The sequence below is a fragment of the Lysinibacillus sp. NPDC097287 genome (assembly GCF_044761695.1).
Lineage (GTDB): Bacteria > Bacillota > Bacilli > Bacillales_A > Planococcaceae > Lysinibacillus.
This window is the reverse complement of record NZ_JBIWCX010000014.1, coordinates 85866-104239: the sequence shown is the minus strand read 5'-3', so window position 1 is coordinate 104239 and position 18374 is coordinate 85866. Positions and strand designations below refer to the sequence as shown.

General features: G+C 39.9%; 19 protein-coding genes. 13 read left to right on the top strand and 6 right to left on the bottom strand.

Going from position 1 to position 18374, the window contains the following annotated elements; translation table 11 throughout:
• Window positions 1-24: 24 nt before the first annotated feature.
• Entirely contained in the window at window positions 25-612 is a 588-nt protein-coding gene (locus ACIQ2D_RS17750) for a peptidylprolyl isomerase (protein ID WP_402866348.1), read from the bottom strand.
• A gap of 303 nt (window positions 613-915) precedes the next feature.
• On the opposite strand from ACIQ2D_RS17750, the gene ACIQ2D_RS17745 reads away from it, so the two are divergent.
• The gene (locus tag ACIQ2D_RS17745) at window positions 916-2766 is read left to right on the top strand and encodes a transglycosylase domain-containing protein (RefSeq protein ID WP_402866346.1); all 1851 of its coding nucleotides are present in this window, start codon (window positions 916-918) and stop codon (window positions 2764-2766) included.
• A gap of 674 nt (window positions 2767-3440) precedes the next feature.
• On the opposite strand, the gene ACIQ2D_RS17740 is transcribed toward ACIQ2D_RS17745, so the two are convergent.
• The gene (locus tag ACIQ2D_RS17740; RefSeq protein ID WP_402866344.1) at window positions 3441-4004 is read right to left on the bottom strand and encodes a DUF5366 family protein; all 564 of its coding nucleotides are present in this window, start codon (window positions 4002-4004) and stop codon (window positions 3441-3443) included.
• Between the two features lie 151 nt (window positions 4005-4155).
• On the opposite strand from ACIQ2D_RS17740, the gene ACIQ2D_RS17735 reads away from it, so the two are divergent.
• The 7 genes from ACIQ2D_RS17735 to mnhG are packed head-to-tail and all read left to right on the top strand — an operon-like array spanning window position 4156 to window position 9917.
• The gene (locus ACIQ2D_RS17735) at window positions 4156-6573 is read left to right on the top strand and encodes a Na+/H+ antiporter subunit A (RefSeq protein WP_402866342.1); all 2418 of its coding nucleotides are present in this window, start codon (window positions 4156-4158) and stop codon (window positions 6571-6573) included.
• Window positions 6560-6982: a Na(+)/H(+) antiporter subunit B gene (locus ACIQ2D_RS17730; RefSeq protein ID WP_402866340.1), complete on the top strand. Its 423-nt coding sequence runs from the start codon at window positions 6560-6562 to the stop codon at window positions 6980-6982. The genes ACIQ2D_RS17735 and ACIQ2D_RS17730 overlap by 14 nt, the downstream gene beginning before the upstream one ends.
• Window positions 6982-7323, top strand: coding sequence for a Na(+)/H(+) antiporter subunit C (locus ACIQ2D_RS17725; RefSeq protein WP_402754375.1), 342 nt, complete (start codon window positions 6982-6984; stop codon window positions 7321-7323). The genes ACIQ2D_RS17730 and ACIQ2D_RS17725 overlap by 1 nt, the downstream gene beginning before the upstream one ends.
• Window positions 7316-8803: a Na+/H+ antiporter subunit D gene (locus ACIQ2D_RS17720; protein WP_402866339.1), complete on the top strand. Its 1488-nt coding sequence runs from the start codon at window positions 7316-7318 to the stop codon at window positions 8801-8803. The genes ACIQ2D_RS17725 and ACIQ2D_RS17720 overlap by 8 nt, the downstream gene beginning before the upstream one ends.
• 4 nt (window positions 8804-8807) lie before the next feature.
• Window positions 8808-9287, top strand: a complete 480-nt coding sequence (locus ACIQ2D_RS17715; RefSeq protein WP_402866337.1) for a Na+/H+ antiporter subunit E — start codon at window positions 8808-8810, stop codon at window positions 9285-9287.
• The gene (locus ACIQ2D_RS17710) at window positions 9284-9565 is read left to right on the top strand and encodes a Na(+)/H(+) antiporter subunit F1 (RefSeq protein WP_402866335.1); all 282 of its coding nucleotides are present in this window, start codon (window positions 9284-9286) and stop codon (window positions 9563-9565) included. Before ACIQ2D_RS17715 ends, ACIQ2D_RS17710 begins: the two co-directional genes overlap by 4 nt.
• The gene (gene mnhG, locus ACIQ2D_RS17705) at window positions 9549-9917 is read left to right on the top strand and encodes a monovalent cation/H(+) antiporter subunit G (RefSeq protein ID WP_402866334.1); all 369 of its coding nucleotides are present in this window, start codon (window positions 9549-9551) and stop codon (window positions 9915-9917) included. Before ACIQ2D_RS17710 ends, mnhG begins: the two co-directional genes overlap by 17 nt.
• Window positions 9918-10194: 277 nt before the next feature.
• Here mnhG and cysC read toward each other — a convergent pair whose 3' ends face one another.
• Genes cysC through ACIQ2D_RS17685 form a run of 4 tightly spaced genes read right to left on the bottom strand, consistent with a single transcriptional unit; the run spans window position 10195 to window position 13745 of the window.
• Complete coding sequence (gene cysC / locus ACIQ2D_RS17700) at window positions 10195-10788, bottom strand: adenylyl-sulfate kinase (protein ID WP_402866332.1); 594 nt, start codon at window positions 10786-10788, stop codon at window positions 10195-10197.
• Complete coding sequence (sat, locus tag ACIQ2D_RS17695) at window positions 10785-11924, bottom strand: sulfate adenylyltransferase (RefSeq protein ID WP_402866330.1); 1140 nt, start codon at window positions 11922-11924, stop codon at window positions 10785-10787. Before sat ends, cysC begins: the two co-directional genes overlap by 4 nt.
• Before the next feature lie 42 nt (window positions 11925-11966).
• Entirely contained in the window at window positions 11967-13031 is a 1065-nt protein-coding gene (locus ACIQ2D_RS17690) for a sulfate permease (protein WP_402866329.1), read from the bottom strand.
• Between the two features lie 12 nt (window positions 13032-13043).
• On the bottom strand, window positions 13044-13745 hold the full coding sequence (locus ACIQ2D_RS17685) for a phosphoadenylyl-sulfate reductase (protein WP_402866327.1): 702 nt from the start codon (window positions 13743-13745) through the stop codon (window positions 13044-13046).
• Window positions 13746-14351: 606 nt separating this feature from the next.
• Between ACIQ2D_RS17685 and ACIQ2D_RS17680 the strand changes: the two genes are divergently transcribed.
• From ACIQ2D_RS17680 to ACIQ2D_RS17660, 5 genes are read left to right on the top strand one after another with little or no spacing between them, the layout of a single operon-like run.
• Entirely contained in the window at window positions 14352-15410 is a 1059-nt protein-coding gene (locus ACIQ2D_RS17680; RefSeq protein ID WP_402866325.1) for a sulfate ABC transporter substrate-binding protein, read from the top strand.
• An 11-nt stretch (window positions 15411-15421) separates the two neighbouring features.
• Window positions 15422-16255 (top strand): sulfate ABC transporter permease subunit CysT, encoded by an 834-nt coding sequence (gene cysT, locus ACIQ2D_RS17675; RefSeq protein WP_402866324.1) that lies wholly within the window; start codon window positions 15422-15424, stop codon window positions 16253-16255.
• Between the two features lie 9 nt (window positions 16256-16264).
• The gene (cysW, locus tag ACIQ2D_RS17670; protein ID WP_402866322.1) at window positions 16265-17119 is read left to right on the top strand and encodes a sulfate ABC transporter permease subunit CysW; all 855 of its coding nucleotides are present in this window, start codon (window positions 16265-16267) and stop codon (window positions 17117-17119) included.
• A gap of 17 nt (window positions 17120-17136) precedes the next feature.
• Window positions 17137-18207 (top strand): sulfate/molybdate ABC transporter ATP-binding protein, encoded by a 1071-nt coding sequence (locus ACIQ2D_RS17665; RefSeq protein ID WP_402866320.1) that lies wholly within the window; start codon window positions 17137-17139, stop codon window positions 18205-18207.
• 28 nt (window positions 18208-18235) lie between these two features.
• Window positions 18236-18328: an S-layer homology domain-containing protein gene (locus ACIQ2D_RS17660; protein ID WP_402866397.1), complete on the top strand. Its 93-nt coding sequence runs from the start codon at window positions 18236-18238 to the stop codon at window positions 18326-18328.
• The last annotated feature ends 46 nt before the right edge of the window (window positions 18329-18374 follow it).

Genomic DNA, 18374 nt, shown 5'->3' with positions numbered 1-18374 from the left:
TTTGCTACACATCCTTACAATTAATTATTCAAAAACTGTAATTGACTCGATTTTAATGTCTTCTAGTGGTTTGTCACGGCCGTCTTTTTCAACTTCCGCAATTTTGTCAATGATGTCCATACCTTCTACAACATGACCAAACACTGTATGTTTGTGGTCTAACCAAGGTGTACCACCGTTTTCAGCGTATGCCTTGATGATTTCTTCTGGGAAACCAGCGCCTTGTAATTGACGTAGCATATCACTTGGTAAGTGTTTCATTTGTACGATGAAGAATTGAGATCCGTTTGTGTTTGGACCAGCGTTCGCCATAGATAGCGCTCCACGTAAGTTGAATAACTCATCAGAGAATTCATCTTCGAAAGAACTACCCCAGATTGATTCGCCGCCCATACCTGTACCTGTTGGGTCGCCACCTTGAATCATGAAATCTTGGATAACACGGTGGAAGATAATACCGTTATAGTAACCTGATTTTGCATGACCTAAGAAGTTTTCTACTGTTTTCGGCGCTTGTTCGGGGAATAATTTAATCTTAACAGCACCTAAAGTTGTGTTCATTTCTACTAATACTTCGCCTGCTTGTACTTCTTTTGTTAATTGTGGAAACATTGGAGTCTCTCCTTTAGAATGTAAAATTTCAGTTTCAATGGACAAAATGATACTACATTTTTCCTGACCTCATAATAGTCTAACACACTTCTTATGCGTTTTCCCCAACTAAGTATTGACGAATTTTGCACTTTTTGTTTTGAAATAGAAATAGCCAAAATGTCTTATTTGTATCTAGTGTACTTTTCAATGCTTAAATATATGCTATTCTGTTGTTTAAAGGAAGTATCGCAGGAGGCTATTACAATTATTTTTATGTATGAATAACTTCTCAGCTGCGAATTTGATTGACTGGAGGCACATATGAATAAGGCTTTTGGCTTTTTATTGATTTTTTTATGCATACCAATTCTTTGGTGGATTGGTGACAATATATTTATTGAAATGCGGATTGCGACAGCACATGAAGAGAGTATTAAAGAGGCTATTCGTTTACCAGAAGTACAGGCGCAGCTTCCAGTCACGCTAATAGATAAAAATGGGCAGACGTTTAGCGAGGAGTATGTGGAATGGAGACAGCCTCTGACACTGCAAGAAATCCCTCAAATTGCTCAAGAAATTTTTATTGCGAGTGAGGATGAAGACTTCTTCAAGCATATTGGATTTGATTTGAGTGCAATTGCTAGGGCAGTAGTAGCAAACTCAAATGCTAGCAGTATTTCGCAAGGTGGTAGTACAATTACGCAGCAACTCGTACGTATGCGCTATTTATCAGAAGAGAAAACATATGAACGTAAACTAACTGAACTTTTTTATGCCTATGAGCTTGAAAAAGAATTTGATAAAGAAACTATTTTAGCAATGTATTTAAATGAATCTTATTTTAGCAATCAAGTATACGGAATTGGTGCCGCTGCAACATATTATTTCCAAAAACCTTTGCAGGAGCTATCAGTTGCTGAAATTGCTTTTATCTCAGCTATTCCAAACAACCCATCACTTTATAATCCTTTGAAAAATTTCGAAGTTACAAAAGCACGGCAAGAGCGACTACTCGATACACTTGCCACAAGTGGTGCTATTACACAAGATGAAGCCTCAGCCTACAAAACTGAAACAATCACATTAAATGTGAAAAATAAATTGCAGAGCCATCCTATGTATAGTACATATGTGTTGCAAGAGCTCCGCTTTCTAGTTGCTGAAAAAGAAGGTTTTGCTGAACGCCTTGAGAATGCAAAAAACGAGGAAGAAAAGAAAACAATTAAAAATCAGCTTGACGAACGTCTCAATTTTTTATATCAAAATGGCTTAACCATCTATACGGCACTTGATCCTGACAAACAAACGCATGATGAAAATCAAATGACACCAATTTTAGGTTCAGGACAATTACAAGCAGCCGGAGCTGTCATTGACAATGCAACACGTGAAATTGTCAGCTTATATGCGGGTAAAAATTATTCAAAGTTTGATTATCATCGTGCCTATCAAGGAATGCGTCAGCCAGGATCTGCCTTTAAGCCTTTAGCTGTTTATGCACCATTTTTTGAAACGACAACACATACACCCGACTCGACAGTAAGTGGTCGCAATTACTGTGTTGGTTCGTTTTGTCCGCAAAACTATGGTGGCTATGTGTATGGGGATGTATCAATTCGGACAGCATTCCGACACAGCTACAATACATCCGCTGTTCGTCTCTTTAATACAGTAGGCATTGAAACAGCCTTTAGCTATTTAGATCGCTTCAATTTCCGTTCAATCGTTGAAAAGGATCGTAACTATGCTACGTCCTTAGGTGGTTTAACTTATGGAGTTACTGCTCTTGAACTAGCAGATGCCTATACAAGTTTTATCGATGGTTCGTATGTCCAAGCACACAGTATTCGTAAAGTAGTAGCGAGCGATGGCACTGAACTATATAACGCTAATACAGTTCGTGATCAAATTTGGTCGCCGAAAACGGTGAAGTATATGCGATCTTTATTAGCTGATGTTGTTGCAAGTGGTACAGGGCAAGGTGTTTACAGTAATAGCAATTACGTTGGAGCTAAAACAGGCACAACCAACGATTACCGAGACTACTGGCTTGCTGGTTTGAACGATGAATATACTGCAGCCGTATGGATTGGCTACGACAAACCACAATCTATGGAAAAATTAGAAGCATACAAAATTCATCACAAGCTATTTAATGTGTTACTAGAATAAGAAAACAATTACATCAATAAATTTTTTGTGAATGTTTATTAGGGTTAATTCAAGGAACCCGTTGATTTCCGTTACAGGCGGACGCGTTCCAGGGGGCGAGCCTTGAGCCGCTTCGTCGCTATGCTCCTGCAGGGTCTCAAGTTACTCGCTGATCCCCTAGGAGTCGCCGCCTTTCACTCCAATCAACTAGATATTTATTAGACAATTTTTTTCTTTACACGATAGTAAAAAGAAATGAACCAATCTAATTTTGTTAGTAGTTAGTTGTATGCTATAGACCTTATGCAGAAATTTTAGATGCATCATCTTTTCAGATGTGTCGATTAGTGAAATAGTAAATTGTTGCTTGAAAGAAAAGAGACCGTAGGAAAAAGGCATCGAGAATGGAATTCTCGATCCCTTTTTCCTTTTTTATTTTTTTTTAGATTTAGCTAATAGTAGATTGTAATATTCAGTTGATTGGAGCGTAGGGCGACGACTCCAGCGGGAAAAGCAATAAAGGAGCGAAGGCTAAGACCGTCACGTCCTGTGACAATTTATCTGCGCGAAAGCGAAGCGACAGCAGCACACGCCTTCGTGACCAACATCTTGTTGGCCTGAGACCCTGGACTGAACGAAGAGAGGAAAGCGGCTCGGCCCCGCCCGCGGAAATCAACGGTCTGATTTATCTAGATTTATTGTGCGAATGGTAAGCTTGCTAAAATACCATTATATAATTTTAGTACAACATAGATAATGAGTGATAATAACAGCATCCATGATAGTACCTCAAAAACGAGTAAACCTACCGTTCCTCCAACAGATAAAAAATTACTCATCTTATAAATAACGAAAATAAAGTACATAATAATCGTGACCATAAAGATCCCGATTAAAAAGTATAGTGATTGGATGGCAAACGCAGAACATGCTGCACCTAGAAATAGAACAATGTAGCCACCACGTGCTTGGCTCATCGTCTCCCCTTCACTGTCTTTCGAGAAAAACAACATGCCTAATTCATGAATGGTTTCACCGATTAGTTTAAGTGCTGAAAACACCATAAAGAAGATCAACGAAAACACAATTAGTAAAAAAATACGCAACTCAAAATCAGATAAAAATTCCCGCATTCCTGAATATACACCAATTGATTGGAATAATTGCAATGATACGCCAACAGCGTACATACCGAACGTTAAACTAAATAACAATATCGTAATTAAAGGTAAATAACCGTACAAGTAAGGGTTTTTCATAAAAAAATTTCCTCTTTTTTTCATTGATATCTTCCTATATATAATATAGCTAAATTTTGCCTATCCCCGCAAGCTAATTCCCATGGTACGTATGCATTCGGTTAAAAAATGCGCTATAATTACTATTATTATTGCATAAAGGAGGATTTTTTTGTCACAAGTACTCTATATTTTCATCCCAATGCTTGCAGCGATATTAGTACCTTTTTTATATAAAAGAGTAAAAAATATCCATACAGGTTGGTTTGTCCTTGCGGTACCTGCTACGCTCGCTATTATTTATGCAACATACATAGCGCAAGTAGCAAAAGGGGAAGTCTTCCTTGCTGAGCTCCCGTGGATTCCGTCACTCGATATCTCAGTTGTGTCCTATTTAGACGGACTGAGTTTATTGTTCTCATTACTAATCACAGGAATCGGCTCACTTGTTGTACTTTACTCAATATTTTATTTAGATAAACAAAAAGAAAAATTGCATAATTTTTATGTTTATCTATTACTATTCATGACTGCAATGCTTGGGGTTGTACAATCTGATCATTTAATTTCGTTGTACTTCTTCTGGGAATTGACATCGATTTCGTCATTCCTACTGATTGGTTACTGGTACACACGAGATGCATCCCGCTTTGGCGCCCTTAAATCAATGATGATTACTGTAGGCGGCGGCTTAATGATGCTAGGAGGATTTATCCTTCTTTATCTAATGGGAGACACGTATTCAATACGTGAACTCATTGCAATGGCACCTGAGTTAGTAGAGCATCCATGGTTTATATGGTCGTTAGTTTTAATCTTACTAGGTGCATTCACTAAGTCTGCACAGTTCCCATTTTACATTTGGTTACCAGATGCTATGGAAGCACCGACACCAGTCAGCGCATACCTTCACTCGGCAACAATGGTAAAAGCCGGTATTTACTTAGTGGCTCGTTTTACACCTATCTTTGCCGCTTCTGAACTTTGGGTTTGGCTCGTAACAGGTGTGGGCTTGCTAACTTTATTCTGGGGCTCTTTCTTTGCAGTAAAGCAAACAGACTTAAAAGGTATTTTAGCCTTCTCAACAGTCAGTCAGCTCGGACTTATTATGTCCTTATTAGGTGCAGGTGCTGTGGCATTCCATGTCAATGGAGCTGCCGATACCGTATTTAAATATGCGGCCTTTGCAGCGATTTTCCACCTCATTAACCACGCTACCTTTAAAGGTAGTCTATTTATGATTGCAGGTATAATTGACCACGAAACAGGTACGCGCGATATTCGTAAGCTTGGTGGTTTAATGAGCATTATGCCGCTTAGCTTTACAGTAGCGGCAATCGGAAGCTTTTCAATGGCTGGTCTTCCACCATTTAACGGCTTCTTAAGTAAAGAGATGTTTTTAACAGCAATGCTCGCATTACAAAACTTCGATTTATTCGGGTTTGATACTTGGGGTGTTTTATTCCCAATAGTCGCATGGATCGCTAGTATCTTCACATTTATCTATAGTTTTTACTTTGTATTCCGAACATTTTCCGGGAAATATAAACCTGAGCAACTGCCACATAAACCTCATGAGGCCCCTATTGGTATGCTAATTTCACCACTGATTTTAGCAACTTTAGTTGTAACGATTTTCTTCATCCCGAACATTATTGGAGATACATTTGTTAAACCGGCTGTCTATGCTATTCAACCATTTTTATATAATAGCCCGGGAGATATCGGTATTGACGTGGCTGCTTGGCACGGCGAATTAACACCAGAATTACTGATGACTATCGGCGTCGTACTTGTAGGTGTTTTATTGTTTGTAGCACTTCCAAAATGGCAAGGACTATACAATTTCTTCCCACGTGCGCTAACATTAAATAATTTCTATGACAAAACAATGCTTGGCTTAGATGTTGGGCTAAATCGTGTATCTCGTCTGTATATGACGGGCTATATGCGTCATTATTTACTGTATATGTTTAGTGCCATTGTAATTATTGTCATTGGCACATTAATCGTCAAAGATGCGTTTACCTTTACCTTTGAAGGTGCTGCGCCAATCCACCCTTATGGTGTAATTTTAATCATTGTCATGATCAGTGGTACGTGTATTACGCTTTTTGCAAAATCACGTTTAACTGCAATTATTGGACTAGGTGCGGTCGGCTATACAGTTGCATTATTCTTTGTTATCTTCAATGCACCAGACTTAGCCCTAACTCAGCTCGTAATTGAGACAATTTCAGTTGCGCTATTTTTACTCGCATTTTATCACTTACCGAAGCTTGGGAAATCCGAGGAACGCATGCGCTTCCAAGTAAACCGTGCGATTATTTCTGTGGCTGTTGGTGTCATGGTGACACTTGTAGCTTTATCGGCACACTCACAAAAATTAGTGCCTACTATTTCAAAATATTATGAGGAAACTGTGTATTCATTAGCAGGTGGCGGTAATATCGTTAACGTTATACTAGTAGATTATCGTGGCTTCGATACATTATTTGAAATTGCCGTACTAAGCATTGCAGGTATGGGCATTTTAGCAATGATTAAGCTACGTATGAATAGAAAGGGGAAAGCATATGAGAACAAATGATGTGATTATTCAATTCACAGCTAAACTCGTTTTCTTCATAATCTTCTTCTTCTCCATTCATATCTTTATGGCTGGGCATTATACGCCTGGTGGAGGCTTTGTTGGCGGCTTATTAACAGCAAGCGCCATCGTATTACTTGTTTTAGCATTTGATTTAAATACAGTACGTAGTGTATTACCAATCAACTATACGTACTTAACAGCAATAGGTTTGTTACTAGCGCTGGGGACAGCTGCTTTCCCTATGTTACTAGGCAAACCATTCTTCACGCATTTCTTCGACTATTTCAATTTACCGCTTCTAGGCAAACAATCATTGCATACGGCGATGCTTTTTGACGGTGGGGTTTACTGTGTTGTTGTCGGCGTGACGATGACCATTATTCAAACAATTGGGGAGGATGAATAATGGAAATACTTATGGCTTTTACAATCGGCTTTTTATTTATGGCCGCTGTTTACCTAATTTTATCGAAAAGCTTATTACGTATTATTATCGGTACTGGTCTTCTCAGTCATGGCGCCCATTTGCTCATACTGACGATGGGTGGTCTTGGTGGTGAAGCACCACCTGTATTAGAGGAAGGTGCAAAAACATTTGCTGACCCTCTTCCACAGGCACTGATCTTAACAGCAATCGTTATTAGCTTTGGTGTAACAGCATTCTTCCTAGTGCTTGCGTATCGTTCGTACCAAGAACTAGAGACAGATGATATTAACTTAATGAGAGGAAGTGATGAGGATGAATAACTTCCTTTTACTACCGATCATTATTCCGTTTTTCTTCGGGATGATTTTAATGTTCGGGCAGAAAAATTTACATTATCAACGTTCATTTGCTTTGTTTGGCGTAGGTATTTCACTTACTTCAGCAATCTTCTTACTATTCAAAGTTAAAATTGATGGTATTCAAAAAGTGACGTTCGGTGATTGGCCTGTTCCATTTGGGATTACAATGGTGTCAGATATGGTGTCTGCACTTCTTGTCACTACGACACTACTTATTACGTTCTTTATCGTATGGTACGGCTTCGGCTTAATCACGAAAGAACGTGAACGTTTCTTTTACTATCCAGGGATAATGTTTATTTTAACTGGGGTAAACGGAGCATTTACGACAGGCGATATTTTCAACTTATTCGTATTCTTTGAAGTGTTATTAATGTCATCGTATTTACTCATTGTACTTGGTGGTGAAAAGGAACAATTCAAAGGCTCAATTAAATATATTTTAATCAACGTGATCTCTTCTGCTTTATTTGTTATTACAGTGGCCTTCTTGTACTCAGTAGTCGGTACGCTGAATATGGCAGACATCGCAGTGAAAATTGGTGAGATCAATCAACCAGGAATCGTCACTGTTATAGCAGTCATGTTCTTGTTGGTGTTTGGACTAAAGGCAGCGATTTTCCCGTTGTACTTCTGGCTACCTACATCATATGCAGCCGCACCAATTCCAGTGTTAGCATTGTTCGGTGCACTTCTTACGAAAGTCGGCATTTACGCAATTACGCGTACATATACGTTGTTCTTCGTGCACGATTTATCGTATACGCATGATTTACTGATGGGATTAGCCACTTTAACAATTATTGCAGGTTGTATTGGGGCTTTAGCTTATTTTGATGTAAAGCTCATTATAATTTATAATATCGTCATTGCAGTCGGCGTCATTTTATTCGGTGTTTCACAGATGAATGAAGTGGCACTAAAGGGCGCAATGTTCTATTTAATTCATGACATGCTGATCAAAGCAGCTCTATTTATGCTCATCGGGATTGTGATTTATATTACAGGCACATCCGATTTACGCAAAATGGGCGGTCTTATCAAAAAATATCCGGCACTTGGCTGGTTTTATTTAATCGCAGCATTTAGTTTAGCGGGGATTCCACCACTAAGTGGCTTCGTTGGTAAACTGTTAATTGTACAAGGTGGTTTTGAAGCAGAAAACATGTGGAGCAGTATTTTCATCTTAGCTTCCTCATTACTTGTATTGCTATCTGTAATTCGTATTTTCCTTTACGCCTTCTGGGGCGAAGTAAAAGAAACTACCGAGGTTGTTGACAAAAAGGTGTACAAAACCTTATTTGTGCCAACCATTCTACTTGTACTTGTAACTGTTGTATACGGTGTGGGTACTGAATGGGTGACACCATTTATGGACGATGCCGCAAACATACTAAATGACCCATCTATTTATATAGATGCTGTGATGAAGGGGGATTAAGGCGATGGCATTTCAAGTCATGTTAAACTTTATTCTTGCCTTTGTCTGGATGTTCTTGTCATCGAACTTTACAGCAGCAGGCTTTATTGTCGGGTTTATATTAGGCGTGATCATAATAATTATAATGCAACGCTTCTTTACATCCCGACTATATCTCGCTCGTGTATGGGCAATTATTAAGCTAAGTTTATTATTTTTGAAAGAATTAATCTTAGCTAACATACAAGTACTGAAGGTAGTTTTAAAGCCGCAGCTCAATATGCAACCTGCCTTCTTTGCTTACCCTACCGTACTAACACAGGATTGGGAAATTACACTATTGTCAAACCTTATTACATTAACGCCTGGTACTGTCGTTGTGCATGTATCTGACGATGCAAAAACGCTATATGTACACGCCATCGACATTGGTGATGTAGACGAAGCAGTTACAGCAATTAGAGATTCATTTGAAAAAGCGATTTTGGAGGTGAGTAAATCATGACAACGTTTATGAATTTTGCTATTGTGGTGATTTGCTTATCGATGATTCCGGTTATTTATCGTATGGTCAAAGGGCCATCGACATCTGACCGAGTAGTCGCACTCGATTCAATTGGAGTATCACTAATTTCGTTAATCGGGCTGTTCTCTATTTTAGTGGAGACTACTTTCTTCCTTGAGATTATCCTATTGTTAGCGATTTTATCGTTCATCGGAACAGTGGCTTTCTCTAAATTTATAGAGAAAGGAGATATCATTAAACGTGACAATTCTCGCTAATAGTTTAGTTATCTTTTTCATCTCTGTAGGAGTGTTATTTATTGTAGTGACAGCCATTGGTTTAATGCGACTACCAGACCTTTACACACGAGCTCATGCCGCTTCTAAAAGTGCGACACTGGGCGTCATGTGTGTGCTGATCGGCGTATTCTTCCACTTCTGGCTCATCGAAGATCACTTCAACCCTCGTATTTTACTAGGGATTTTATTCTTATTCATTACAGGACCTGTTGGTGGTCATATTATGACTCGTTCTTCGTACATTGCAGGCGTTAAGCCGTGGAAAGGTACTGTTCGAGACGACTTGGCCCCTGAAATTGAACGAATGAAAAAAGAGCAAGGCATGAAATAATGTTTGTTAAATGATCTTGCCCTGTGGAGTTGAGTGACTTTGATGCTGGGTTGAGTAAAGTCTGGCGTAGTTGATCAACTTCGGGTCGATGTTGAGCGACTCTTCACCAACGTTGAGCGACTTCCGGTCAACCTTGAGCGACCACACACCATGGTTGAGCGACTTTAGGCCAAACTTGAGCGACCACACACCATGGTTGAGCGACTTCAATATATTAAGTAAAACGAAAAACGACCATACGCTACCCCTGGCAGTGTATGGTCGTTTTCTATTTGCACTAAATAAGACCCTTTGCTGTTAAAATATCCGTTAACTGTTGTGCACATTCTTCAATTGAATAATGCTCCGTATCTAAAATAATTTCTGGATTTTCTGGTTCCTCATATGGTGCACTAATACCTGTAAAGTTTGGAATTTCTGCATTGCGTGCTTTTTTATATAACCCTTTTGGATCTCGTTTTTCACAAGCTTCCACAGAGCACTTCACATACACTTCTATAAATTCCCCGTCTTCTACTAACTCACGCACAACCTGGCGATCCGCTCTGTACGGAGATATAAAAGCCGTAAGTACAATTTGCCCGCTCTCCACAAACAATTTCGATACTTCTCCAATACGACGAATATTCTCCTTACGATCATCCTCGCCAAAACCTAAATCATTGTTTAATCCGTGACGCACATTATCGCCATCTAAGACGAAAGCTTGATTGCCTCGCTCAAACAATGTACGAGCAAAGGCATTGGCAACAGAAGATTTCCCTGAAGCCGAAAAGCCTGTAAACCATAATACAAAGCTTTGATGTTTGTTTTGCGCACGACGCTCCTCTTTTGCAATAGATGCTTCATGCCATACGATATTTGTACTCAACTTAGTACCTCCTTACGCATTCCGTTAATAAGAACTTCTACTACTTCTGCACGACTAAATGTACTTGGTGGCACTTCACCATTGCGTAGCATTTCGCGTACTTTTGTACCCGATAAAATAACATGTGAAGCACTGTCATGTGGGCAAGTTTTCGTAGTGGCCATGCCCTCACATTTACTGCAGTAAAAGCTATGTTCAAATTTCAACGGCACGATGCCTAGCTCATCCTCTGTAAATTGCTCGAAGATTTTTTGTGCATCGTATGTGCCGTAGTAATCACCTACACCAGCATGATCGCGGCCTACTATAAAATGCGTGCAACCATAGTTTTTACGCACTAGGGCATGGAAAATAGCTTCTTTTGGTCCTGCATAACGCATTGCTGCTGGGAATACCCCTAATTGCACACGGTTTTGAGGGTAGTAATTTTTTAGTAGTACTTCATAGCTTTCCATACGAATCGCAGCAGACACATCATCAGACTTTGTTTCGCCAACTAACGGATTTAAAAATAGACCATCGATTGTTTCAAGTGCTGCCTTTTGAATGTATTCATGTGCACGGTGAACTGGATTACGTGTTTGGAAACCTACAATTGTTTTCCAGCCTTTGTCTTTAAATAGTTGACGCGTTTCAGCAGGATCAAATGTATACGTTTCGAATTTTTTCTCTAAACGCTTCAATAACGTAATTTTCCCACCAACATAAACGCTAGGGCGATCATATAGTTTCTTCACGCCTGGATGCTCTAAATCCTGTGTACCGTACACTAACAGCGCCTCTTTTTCCTTATCTGGCTCATAAATATCAGCTATTTCGATTACGCCGTAGACCTCACCGCTATGTAATAGCTTCACTTCATCGCCAGCGTGTAAAGATGCGGCTACTTCCCTTGTCACAGGTAATGTAATCGGAATACTCCATACAACATCTGATGCTAAACGTGTACGAGCAACAACAGATTCATAATCTTCCTTTGTTAAAAAGCCATCGATTGGACTATAGCCACCAATACCAATTAGCTCTAAATCGCTAAGTGCCATTGCATCAATCTCAATCTCCTTTGTAATATGTGTAATCACTTTTTCTGGATTGTAAGCTTGCACTAACACTCCACCATGTGGTTGTAGATTCATTTTAATATCCCCCTAAATTTATTTCAATACTATGTTTTATATTTAAATGCCTTCCCCTGCGTCATAGATTGATTGTTCTTCTTCACGCATTGTTCGCATTAAGCTAATCGCACCAAGCGTTCCGATAATGACACTTCCTATTAACACAATGGCATATAAATCTTTCTCCAAAAATAACTGTACAAGAAAATAAGATATTGCTAATGAAAAAATAGGCGATACAACCCAAATACGGATAATCTTCTTCACAATATGCTTATGAAAAACTTGTGTCCCATTTTTCGCTACACCCATTCCGATAATTGCAGAGGAAGTCACTTGCGTTAAAGGTACCGGAAGTCCAAATACTGAACTAATGCCAACTAGCACTGCTCCTGTACTCGAAATCAAAATCCCTTCCGTTTTTTCAAAGCGGATTATTTTCTTGCCATTTGTTTCAAGCACTCGTTTGCCGAGGAGCACTGCACCGAGTGCAACAAAAACACCGCCAATCCATATTCCGTTGTTAACGCTCATCATGCCAGCGCCGACAAGTGGCCCTACCGCATTTGCGACATTATTCATTCCTGCTGAAAAGGCTTCAAAAAAACCAGCAAGTACTAACAATATCGTTAATATTGGACGATCTTTCAAACGGCCTTTACTTTGTAATTTATACAATACCTTGCCAAAAACGAGTGCACTAATAAATGCAACAATCGGGACTATGACCCAAAATGACATGATGACAAGTAGTGATTTCACATAGAGCACTTGATAAGCAATTCCTACACCAACTACTGCCCCCACCGTTACTTCACTTGTCGATAATGGAATCCCTAAAACATTGGCGAAAAATAACGAGCTGGTCGCGGAAATTAAAATAATAATCACGACTTTTACTGTGATAAACTCTTGCGGCATAATGCCGGAGCTAATGGTCTTTACAACTTCCCCACCACCGAGTACAGCTCCAGCAAAAACACCTACTGCGCAAATCAGCAACGCATGCCGTGCCTTTTTTATAGCCCCGGCCCCGTAAGCAACACCCATCGAGGCGGCTGCACCACTCGCACCAATATTCATAGCAAAAAATAAACTAATGGCTATGGCAATATATTCAAGCATGGCGACACTCCCTTATTCGTGTAACCCACACTCAGTTTTGCCAGACCCTTGCCATCTACCTGCACGCAAATCATCAACATTAAAAGCTGGTTGCGTGCAATGTTCACAGCCAATACTAGGGTAGCCTGTATCATGTAGCGGGTTGTACGGCAAATCATGCTTGGAAACGTAACGCCATACATCCTTCCATGTCCAGTGAATAAGTGGGCATATTTTTATCGATTTAAATTTATCATCGCGATTGATGAAATTTGTATTTGCACGCGTCGGCGATTGCTCACGGCGTAATCCTGAAATCCAAGCTTTCGCATCAGCTAGTGCTTCATTAAGTGGTGTTAATTTGCGAATTTCACAGCACTTATTCGGGTTAGATTTCCAAAGCTCATCCCCGTGCTGCGCTGCTTGTTCTTCAAGAGTCAATGCAGGCTTCTTTAAAATAATTTTTAGTTCAGGATACTTTTCCTTTACGCGATCAATGGTCTCATACGTTTCTTTGAAGTGGACATCTGTGTCTAAGAAGACAATCGTTGCGTCCGGTTTTACCTTTGAAATCAAATCAATTAAGACAATGCCCTCAATGCCGAAGCTACATGCATACACAATCTCTTCCCCATACTGCGTATAGCTCCATCGTAAAACTTCTAGCGCAGCTTTATAGGTTTCGTCTTGTTCAAAATCAATTGTTGGCTCTTGCCAAGTCGCATACGTTAACATGTTATTCCCCCCGTAACAAATAAAAGGCGTTTTAACGAAAGGCAGTAATCGTACATGCCTTTGTTAAAACGCCTCTAGTTGACTAGCTAGCATTTTGTTGCTATTTACTTTAAAATCGCTTTCCTTACAGACGATTGTGCACTGGTAATCTTTTACCTCATTCCACAATCACTTTTCCTATTACCAATATATACTACATTACACCAAGTAGTCAACTAGGTTTTGTAAAGTAAATAAAATATAATTCAAATGAAGGCTCTACACAAAAATCTGTACTTGAAAGCACATTCCTCTACAGGCGGACGCTTTCCAGGGGGCGAGCCTACCGTTCCATGTACTTACTTATAGTAGTGTTTACTCTACATCAAGCACATATTTTGGCGATGATCCCAAATGAATTAAATTCTCCACTCAAAAATTATTTTAAATACCCTGTTGACTAATCGGAAATGTAGGTTTAATGTGTAAATAAGCTTTAACGTGCACTGAAGTGAATACCAATCATAACGCTGATCAGGCTACCTGAAGGCCATCTCCTTAAACTGCTACAACGCAGATTAAGAGATGGCCTTTTGTGTTTCCATGACAAAAAAGGAGAGATTTTTAATGACAAAAAGAAAACCTATTTTGCAAACGATAGCTTTATTATCAGCACTAACGCTGGCTTTAACAGGATGCGGTGTTACCAGTTCTTCCGAAAAAGATGGAAGTACAGCGGAAAACAAGGATCCTGTAGAACTATTAAATGTATCCTATGATCCAACCCGTGAACTATACGAAGAATTTAACAAAGACTTTGTCGCCAAATGGAAAGAAGAACAAGGTCAAGATGTTACCATCAAACAGTCGCACGGAGGCTCTGGTAAGCAAGGGCGTGCGGTGATTGATGGGCTAGAGGCGGATGTTGTAACACTTGCACTTGCCTATGATATCGATGAAATTTCGCAAACGCGTGAACTCTTAAATAAAGACTGGCAAACAGAATTTGAAAACAATTCTACACCTTACACATCCACAATTGTTTTTTTAGTACGTAAAGGCAATCCAAAAGCTATAAAGGATTGGAATGACTTAACGAAAGAAGATCTGTCCGTCATCACACCAAATCCAAAAACGTCAGGTGGTGCACGTTGGAATTACTTAGCTGCTTGGGGCTATGCAAAAAAACTTTATTCTAATGATGAGGCCAAAGTGAAGGAATTTATGACTGCCCTATATAGCAATGTGGAAGTTTTAGATTCTGGTGCACGTGGTTCAACGACAACATTCGTAGAACGTGAAATTGGCGATGTCCTAATAGCTTGGGAAAATGAGGCGTATTTATCGCTTAATGAGTTAGGGAAAGATGAATTCGAAATCGTAACACCTTCTTTAAGTATTTTAGCTGAGCCACCCGTAGCTGTTGTCGATAAGATTGTAGAAAAAAAAGGTACTCGCGAAGTGGCTGAAGCATACTTAAAACATTTGTATAGTGATGCTGGTCAGGAAATAGCTGCAGCGAACTACTATCGTCCGCGTAATGAAGTAATACTAGCAAAATACAAAGATCAATTCCCCGAGCTTGAGTTAATTTCTATTGCAGATTTTGGCGGTTGGAAAGAAGCCCAAGCAACGCACTTTAAAGATGGCGGCACATTCGATGAAATTTATGTACCGCAATCATAAGGAGGCTTTTCATGGGTAGCTTGACACTAAAAAAGAAGCCAGCTCGCATTATTCCTGGCTTCCATCTTTCCCTTGGCTATACGATGCTCTATGTTAGCTTACTCGTATTGCTGCCACTATCGATGATATTTATTAACACGATGTCCTTAAGCTGGGCAGATTTCATCGATATTGTAAGTGATCCACGGGCAGTTGCTTCCTATAAGCTAAGCTTCGGTACTGCTCTGGCTGCAGGTTTACTCAATGTAGTATTTGGCACCATTATCGCTTGGGTATTGGTACGATACCATTTTCCATTAAAACGAATCATCGATGGACTTGTTGATTTACCATTTGCCTTACCAACGGCTGTTGCTGGGATTGCCTTAACGTCTTTGTATGCACCAAACGGTTGGATTGGGCAGTTTTTTGATTTTAAAATTGCCTTTACCCCCTTAGGCATTATTATCGCACTGACGTTTATCGGGCTTCCCTTTGTTGTTCGTACAGTTCAACCTGTTTTACAAAATATTAGCTCGGAAGTTGAGGAAGCCTCTGCTAGTCTTGGCGCAACACGCTTACAAACTTTTACGAAAGTTATTTTCTCTGAACTGGCGCCTGCTATTTTAACAGGCTTTTCGCTAGCATTTGCGCGTGCGCTCGGTGAATATGGTTCGGTCGTATTTATTGCTGGAAATATGCCGATGAAAACGGAAATTACACCGCTGATTATTATGACAAAGCTTGAACAGTATGACTATGCTGGCGCTACTGCTATTGCATCAGTCATGCTTATCACTTCCTTTGTCTTACTGTTAACAATCAATATTATGCAATGGCTGGCGAATCGTCGGTTTATGCATTAGGAGGCTATTATGGAACATTCTACTTCCACCAAACAAACCGTTCCAAATAAATGTGCATTACAGGAACCAAGATTTATACGTTATACATTAACAATTATTGCATTAGCTTTTTTATCATTCTTTATCGTGCTACCACTTGTTTCTATTTTTATCACAGCATTTCAAAAAGGTTCGGAGGTCTATTTCGATGCAATTACCCACCCCGATGCGCTATCTGCCATAAAACTAACTCTAACAGTCGTTGCTATTGCGGTGCCATTAAATGCTGTTTTTGGTGTTATGGCCGCATGGGCTCTTACAAAGTTCAACTTCAGAGGGAAAAATATATTACTAACAATTGTGGATTTGCCTTTTGCGGTGTCCCCCGTCATTGCAGGACTTGTCTTTGTACTATTATTCGGTGCACAAGGGTTATTCGGGGAATGGCTATTTGCCAATGATATTAAAATTATCTTTGCCCTACCAGGTATCGTGTTGGCTACTGTTTTCGTGACATTACCCTTTGTGGCTCGTGAGCTCATTCCACTTATGCAAGCTCAGGGAACAACAGAAGAGGAAGCATCCATCTCACTCGGGGCAGGCGGCTTTAAAACGTTTTGGCATGTAACTTTGCCGAACATAAAATGGGGATTATTCTATGGTCTGATTTTATGTAATGCGCGTGCTATCGGTGAGTTCGGTGCTGTTTCTGTTGTTTCTGGTCATATCCGCGGCATTACGAATACAATGCCGCTCCATATCGAAATTTTATACAATGAATACCAATTTGCAGCTGCTTTTGCCGTCGCTTCACTTATGAGCGTATTGGCTATCATAACGCTCGTAATAAAAGACATTGTAGATTGGAAATCAAAATCAGTTTAAGTAGGAGGTACTACCCCTTGAGCATTCAAATTCAAAACGTTTCAAAACGTTTCGGTACATTTCAAGCTTTGCAAGATATTTCTATCGACATTCAATCCGGAGAACTCATTGCCCTACTTGGTCCGTCTGGTTCAGGAAAAACCTCATTATTGCGCGTTATTGCAGGGCTCGAAACATCCGATGTCGGAGAAATTTTCTTTGACGGCCAGTCGATTACAAATCATCACCCAAAGGAGCGTAATGTCGGGTTTGTATTCCAACACTATGCATTATTTCGACATATGACGGTATTTGAAAATGTAGCATATGGACTAAAAGTGCGACCGCGTAAAACAAGACCTTCTAAGGCTGAAATCGAAGCGAAAGTGATGGAACTTATACAACTTGTGAAACTTGAAAATTTTGCAGATCGTTATCCGACACAACTTTCAGGTGGTCAGCGTCAACGTGTCGCACTTGCAAGGGCTCTCGCTGTCGAGCCTAAGGTGCTACTGCTAGACGAACCATTCGGCGCACTCGATGCCAAAGTGCGTAAGGAATTACGACGTTGGCTACGAAAACTTCATGACGACTTTCACATTACGAGTATTTTTGTAACTCATGACCAAGAGGAAGCACTAGATGTAGCAGATCGTATCGTCGTGATGAATAACGGAAAAATCGAGCAAATTGGCAGTCCAGATGAAGTATACACACATCCAAATAGTCCGTTCGTGTATGATTTTTTAGGCAATGTCAACCTCTTTAAAGGGCGCTTACAGAATGGCAAACTAACACATGGTGAATTTGCCATTGATGTTCCTAATTTACTTGCTCATACGCAGAACGATGCAGTTGGCTACGTACGCCCACACGATATTCAAATTGAAAAAACAGCTGTAACAGGCACAGTCCCTGGAACAGTAAGTCATATTCATTTACTCGGCCCTATTGTACAAATTGAATTACGTCGTGAAGATATGGATGAGTATTTAGAGGCGGAGCTTTCAAAGGAACAGTTTCATACCCTTCAGTTGAAAGTCGGCGATCATGTATTTGTAAAACCAAAGCAATTAAAAGTGTTCACCCCTGAGGATTTCTCCATTTAAAGCCATCGCTACACTCGCACATTAAGGCATTGTATTAGGCGACAACGGTAACTTCAGACCAAATGAGCCCGTAACACGCGCGCAATTCGTGGCATTTATGTATCGAGCTCTTAACCTCTAAAAAGAAATACGCTACAAAGTCTAGTCAAAGACTTTGTAGCGTATTT

Bases quoted from the DNA above. Each gene is read 5' to 3' on its own strand.
- ACIQ2D_RS17750 (WP_402866348.1), bottom strand. From the start codon at position 612: ATGTTTCCACAATTAACAAAAGAAGTACAAGCAGGCGAAGTATTAGTA.
- ACIQ2D_RS17745 (WP_402866346.1), top strand. From the start codon at position 916: ATGAATAAGGCTTTTGGCTTTTTATTGATTTTTTTATGCATACCAATT.
- ACIQ2D_RS17740 (WP_402866344.1), bottom strand. From the start codon at position 4,004: ATGAAAAACCCTTACTTGTACGGTTATTTACCTTTAATTACGATATTG.
- ACIQ2D_RS17730 (WP_402866340.1), top strand. From the start codon at position 6,560: ATGAGAACAAATGATGTGATTATTCAATTCACAGCTAAACTCGTTTTC.
- ACIQ2D_RS17725 (WP_402754375.1), top strand. From the start codon at position 6,982: ATGGAAATACTTATGGCTTTTACAATCGGCTTTTTATTTATGGCCGCT.
- ACIQ2D_RS17720 (WP_402866339.1), top strand. From the start codon at position 7,316: ATGAATAACTTCCTTTTACTACCGATCATTATTCCGTTTTTCTTCGGG.
- ACIQ2D_RS17715 (WP_402866337.1), top strand. From the start codon at position 8,808: ATGGCATTTCAAGTCATGTTAAACTTTATTCTTGCCTTTGTCTGGATG.
- ACIQ2D_RS17710 (WP_402866335.1), top strand. From the start codon at position 9,284: ATGACAACGTTTATGAATTTTGCTATTGTGGTGATTTGCTTATCGATG.
- sat (WP_402866330.1), bottom strand. From the start codon at position 11,924: ATGAATCTACAACCACATGGTGGAGTGTTAGTGCAAGCTTACAATCCA.
- ACIQ2D_RS17690 (WP_402866329.1), bottom strand. From the start codon at position 13,031: ATGCTTGAATATATTGCCATAGCCATTAGTTTATTTTTTGCTATGAAT.
- ACIQ2D_RS17685 (WP_402866327.1), bottom strand. From the start codon at position 13,745: ATGTTAACGTATGCGACTTGGCAAGAGCCAACAATTGATTTTGAACAA.
- ACIQ2D_RS17680 (WP_402866325.1), top strand. From the start codon at position 14,352: ATGACAAAAAGAAAACCTATTTTGCAAACGATAGCTTTATTATCAGCA.
- cysT (WP_402866324.1), top strand. From the start codon at position 15,422: ATGGGTAGCTTGACACTAAAAAAGAAGCCAGCTCGCATTATTCCTGGC.
- cysW (WP_402866322.1), top strand. From the start codon at position 16,265: ATGGAACATTCTACTTCCACCAAACAAACCGTTCCAAATAAATGTGCA.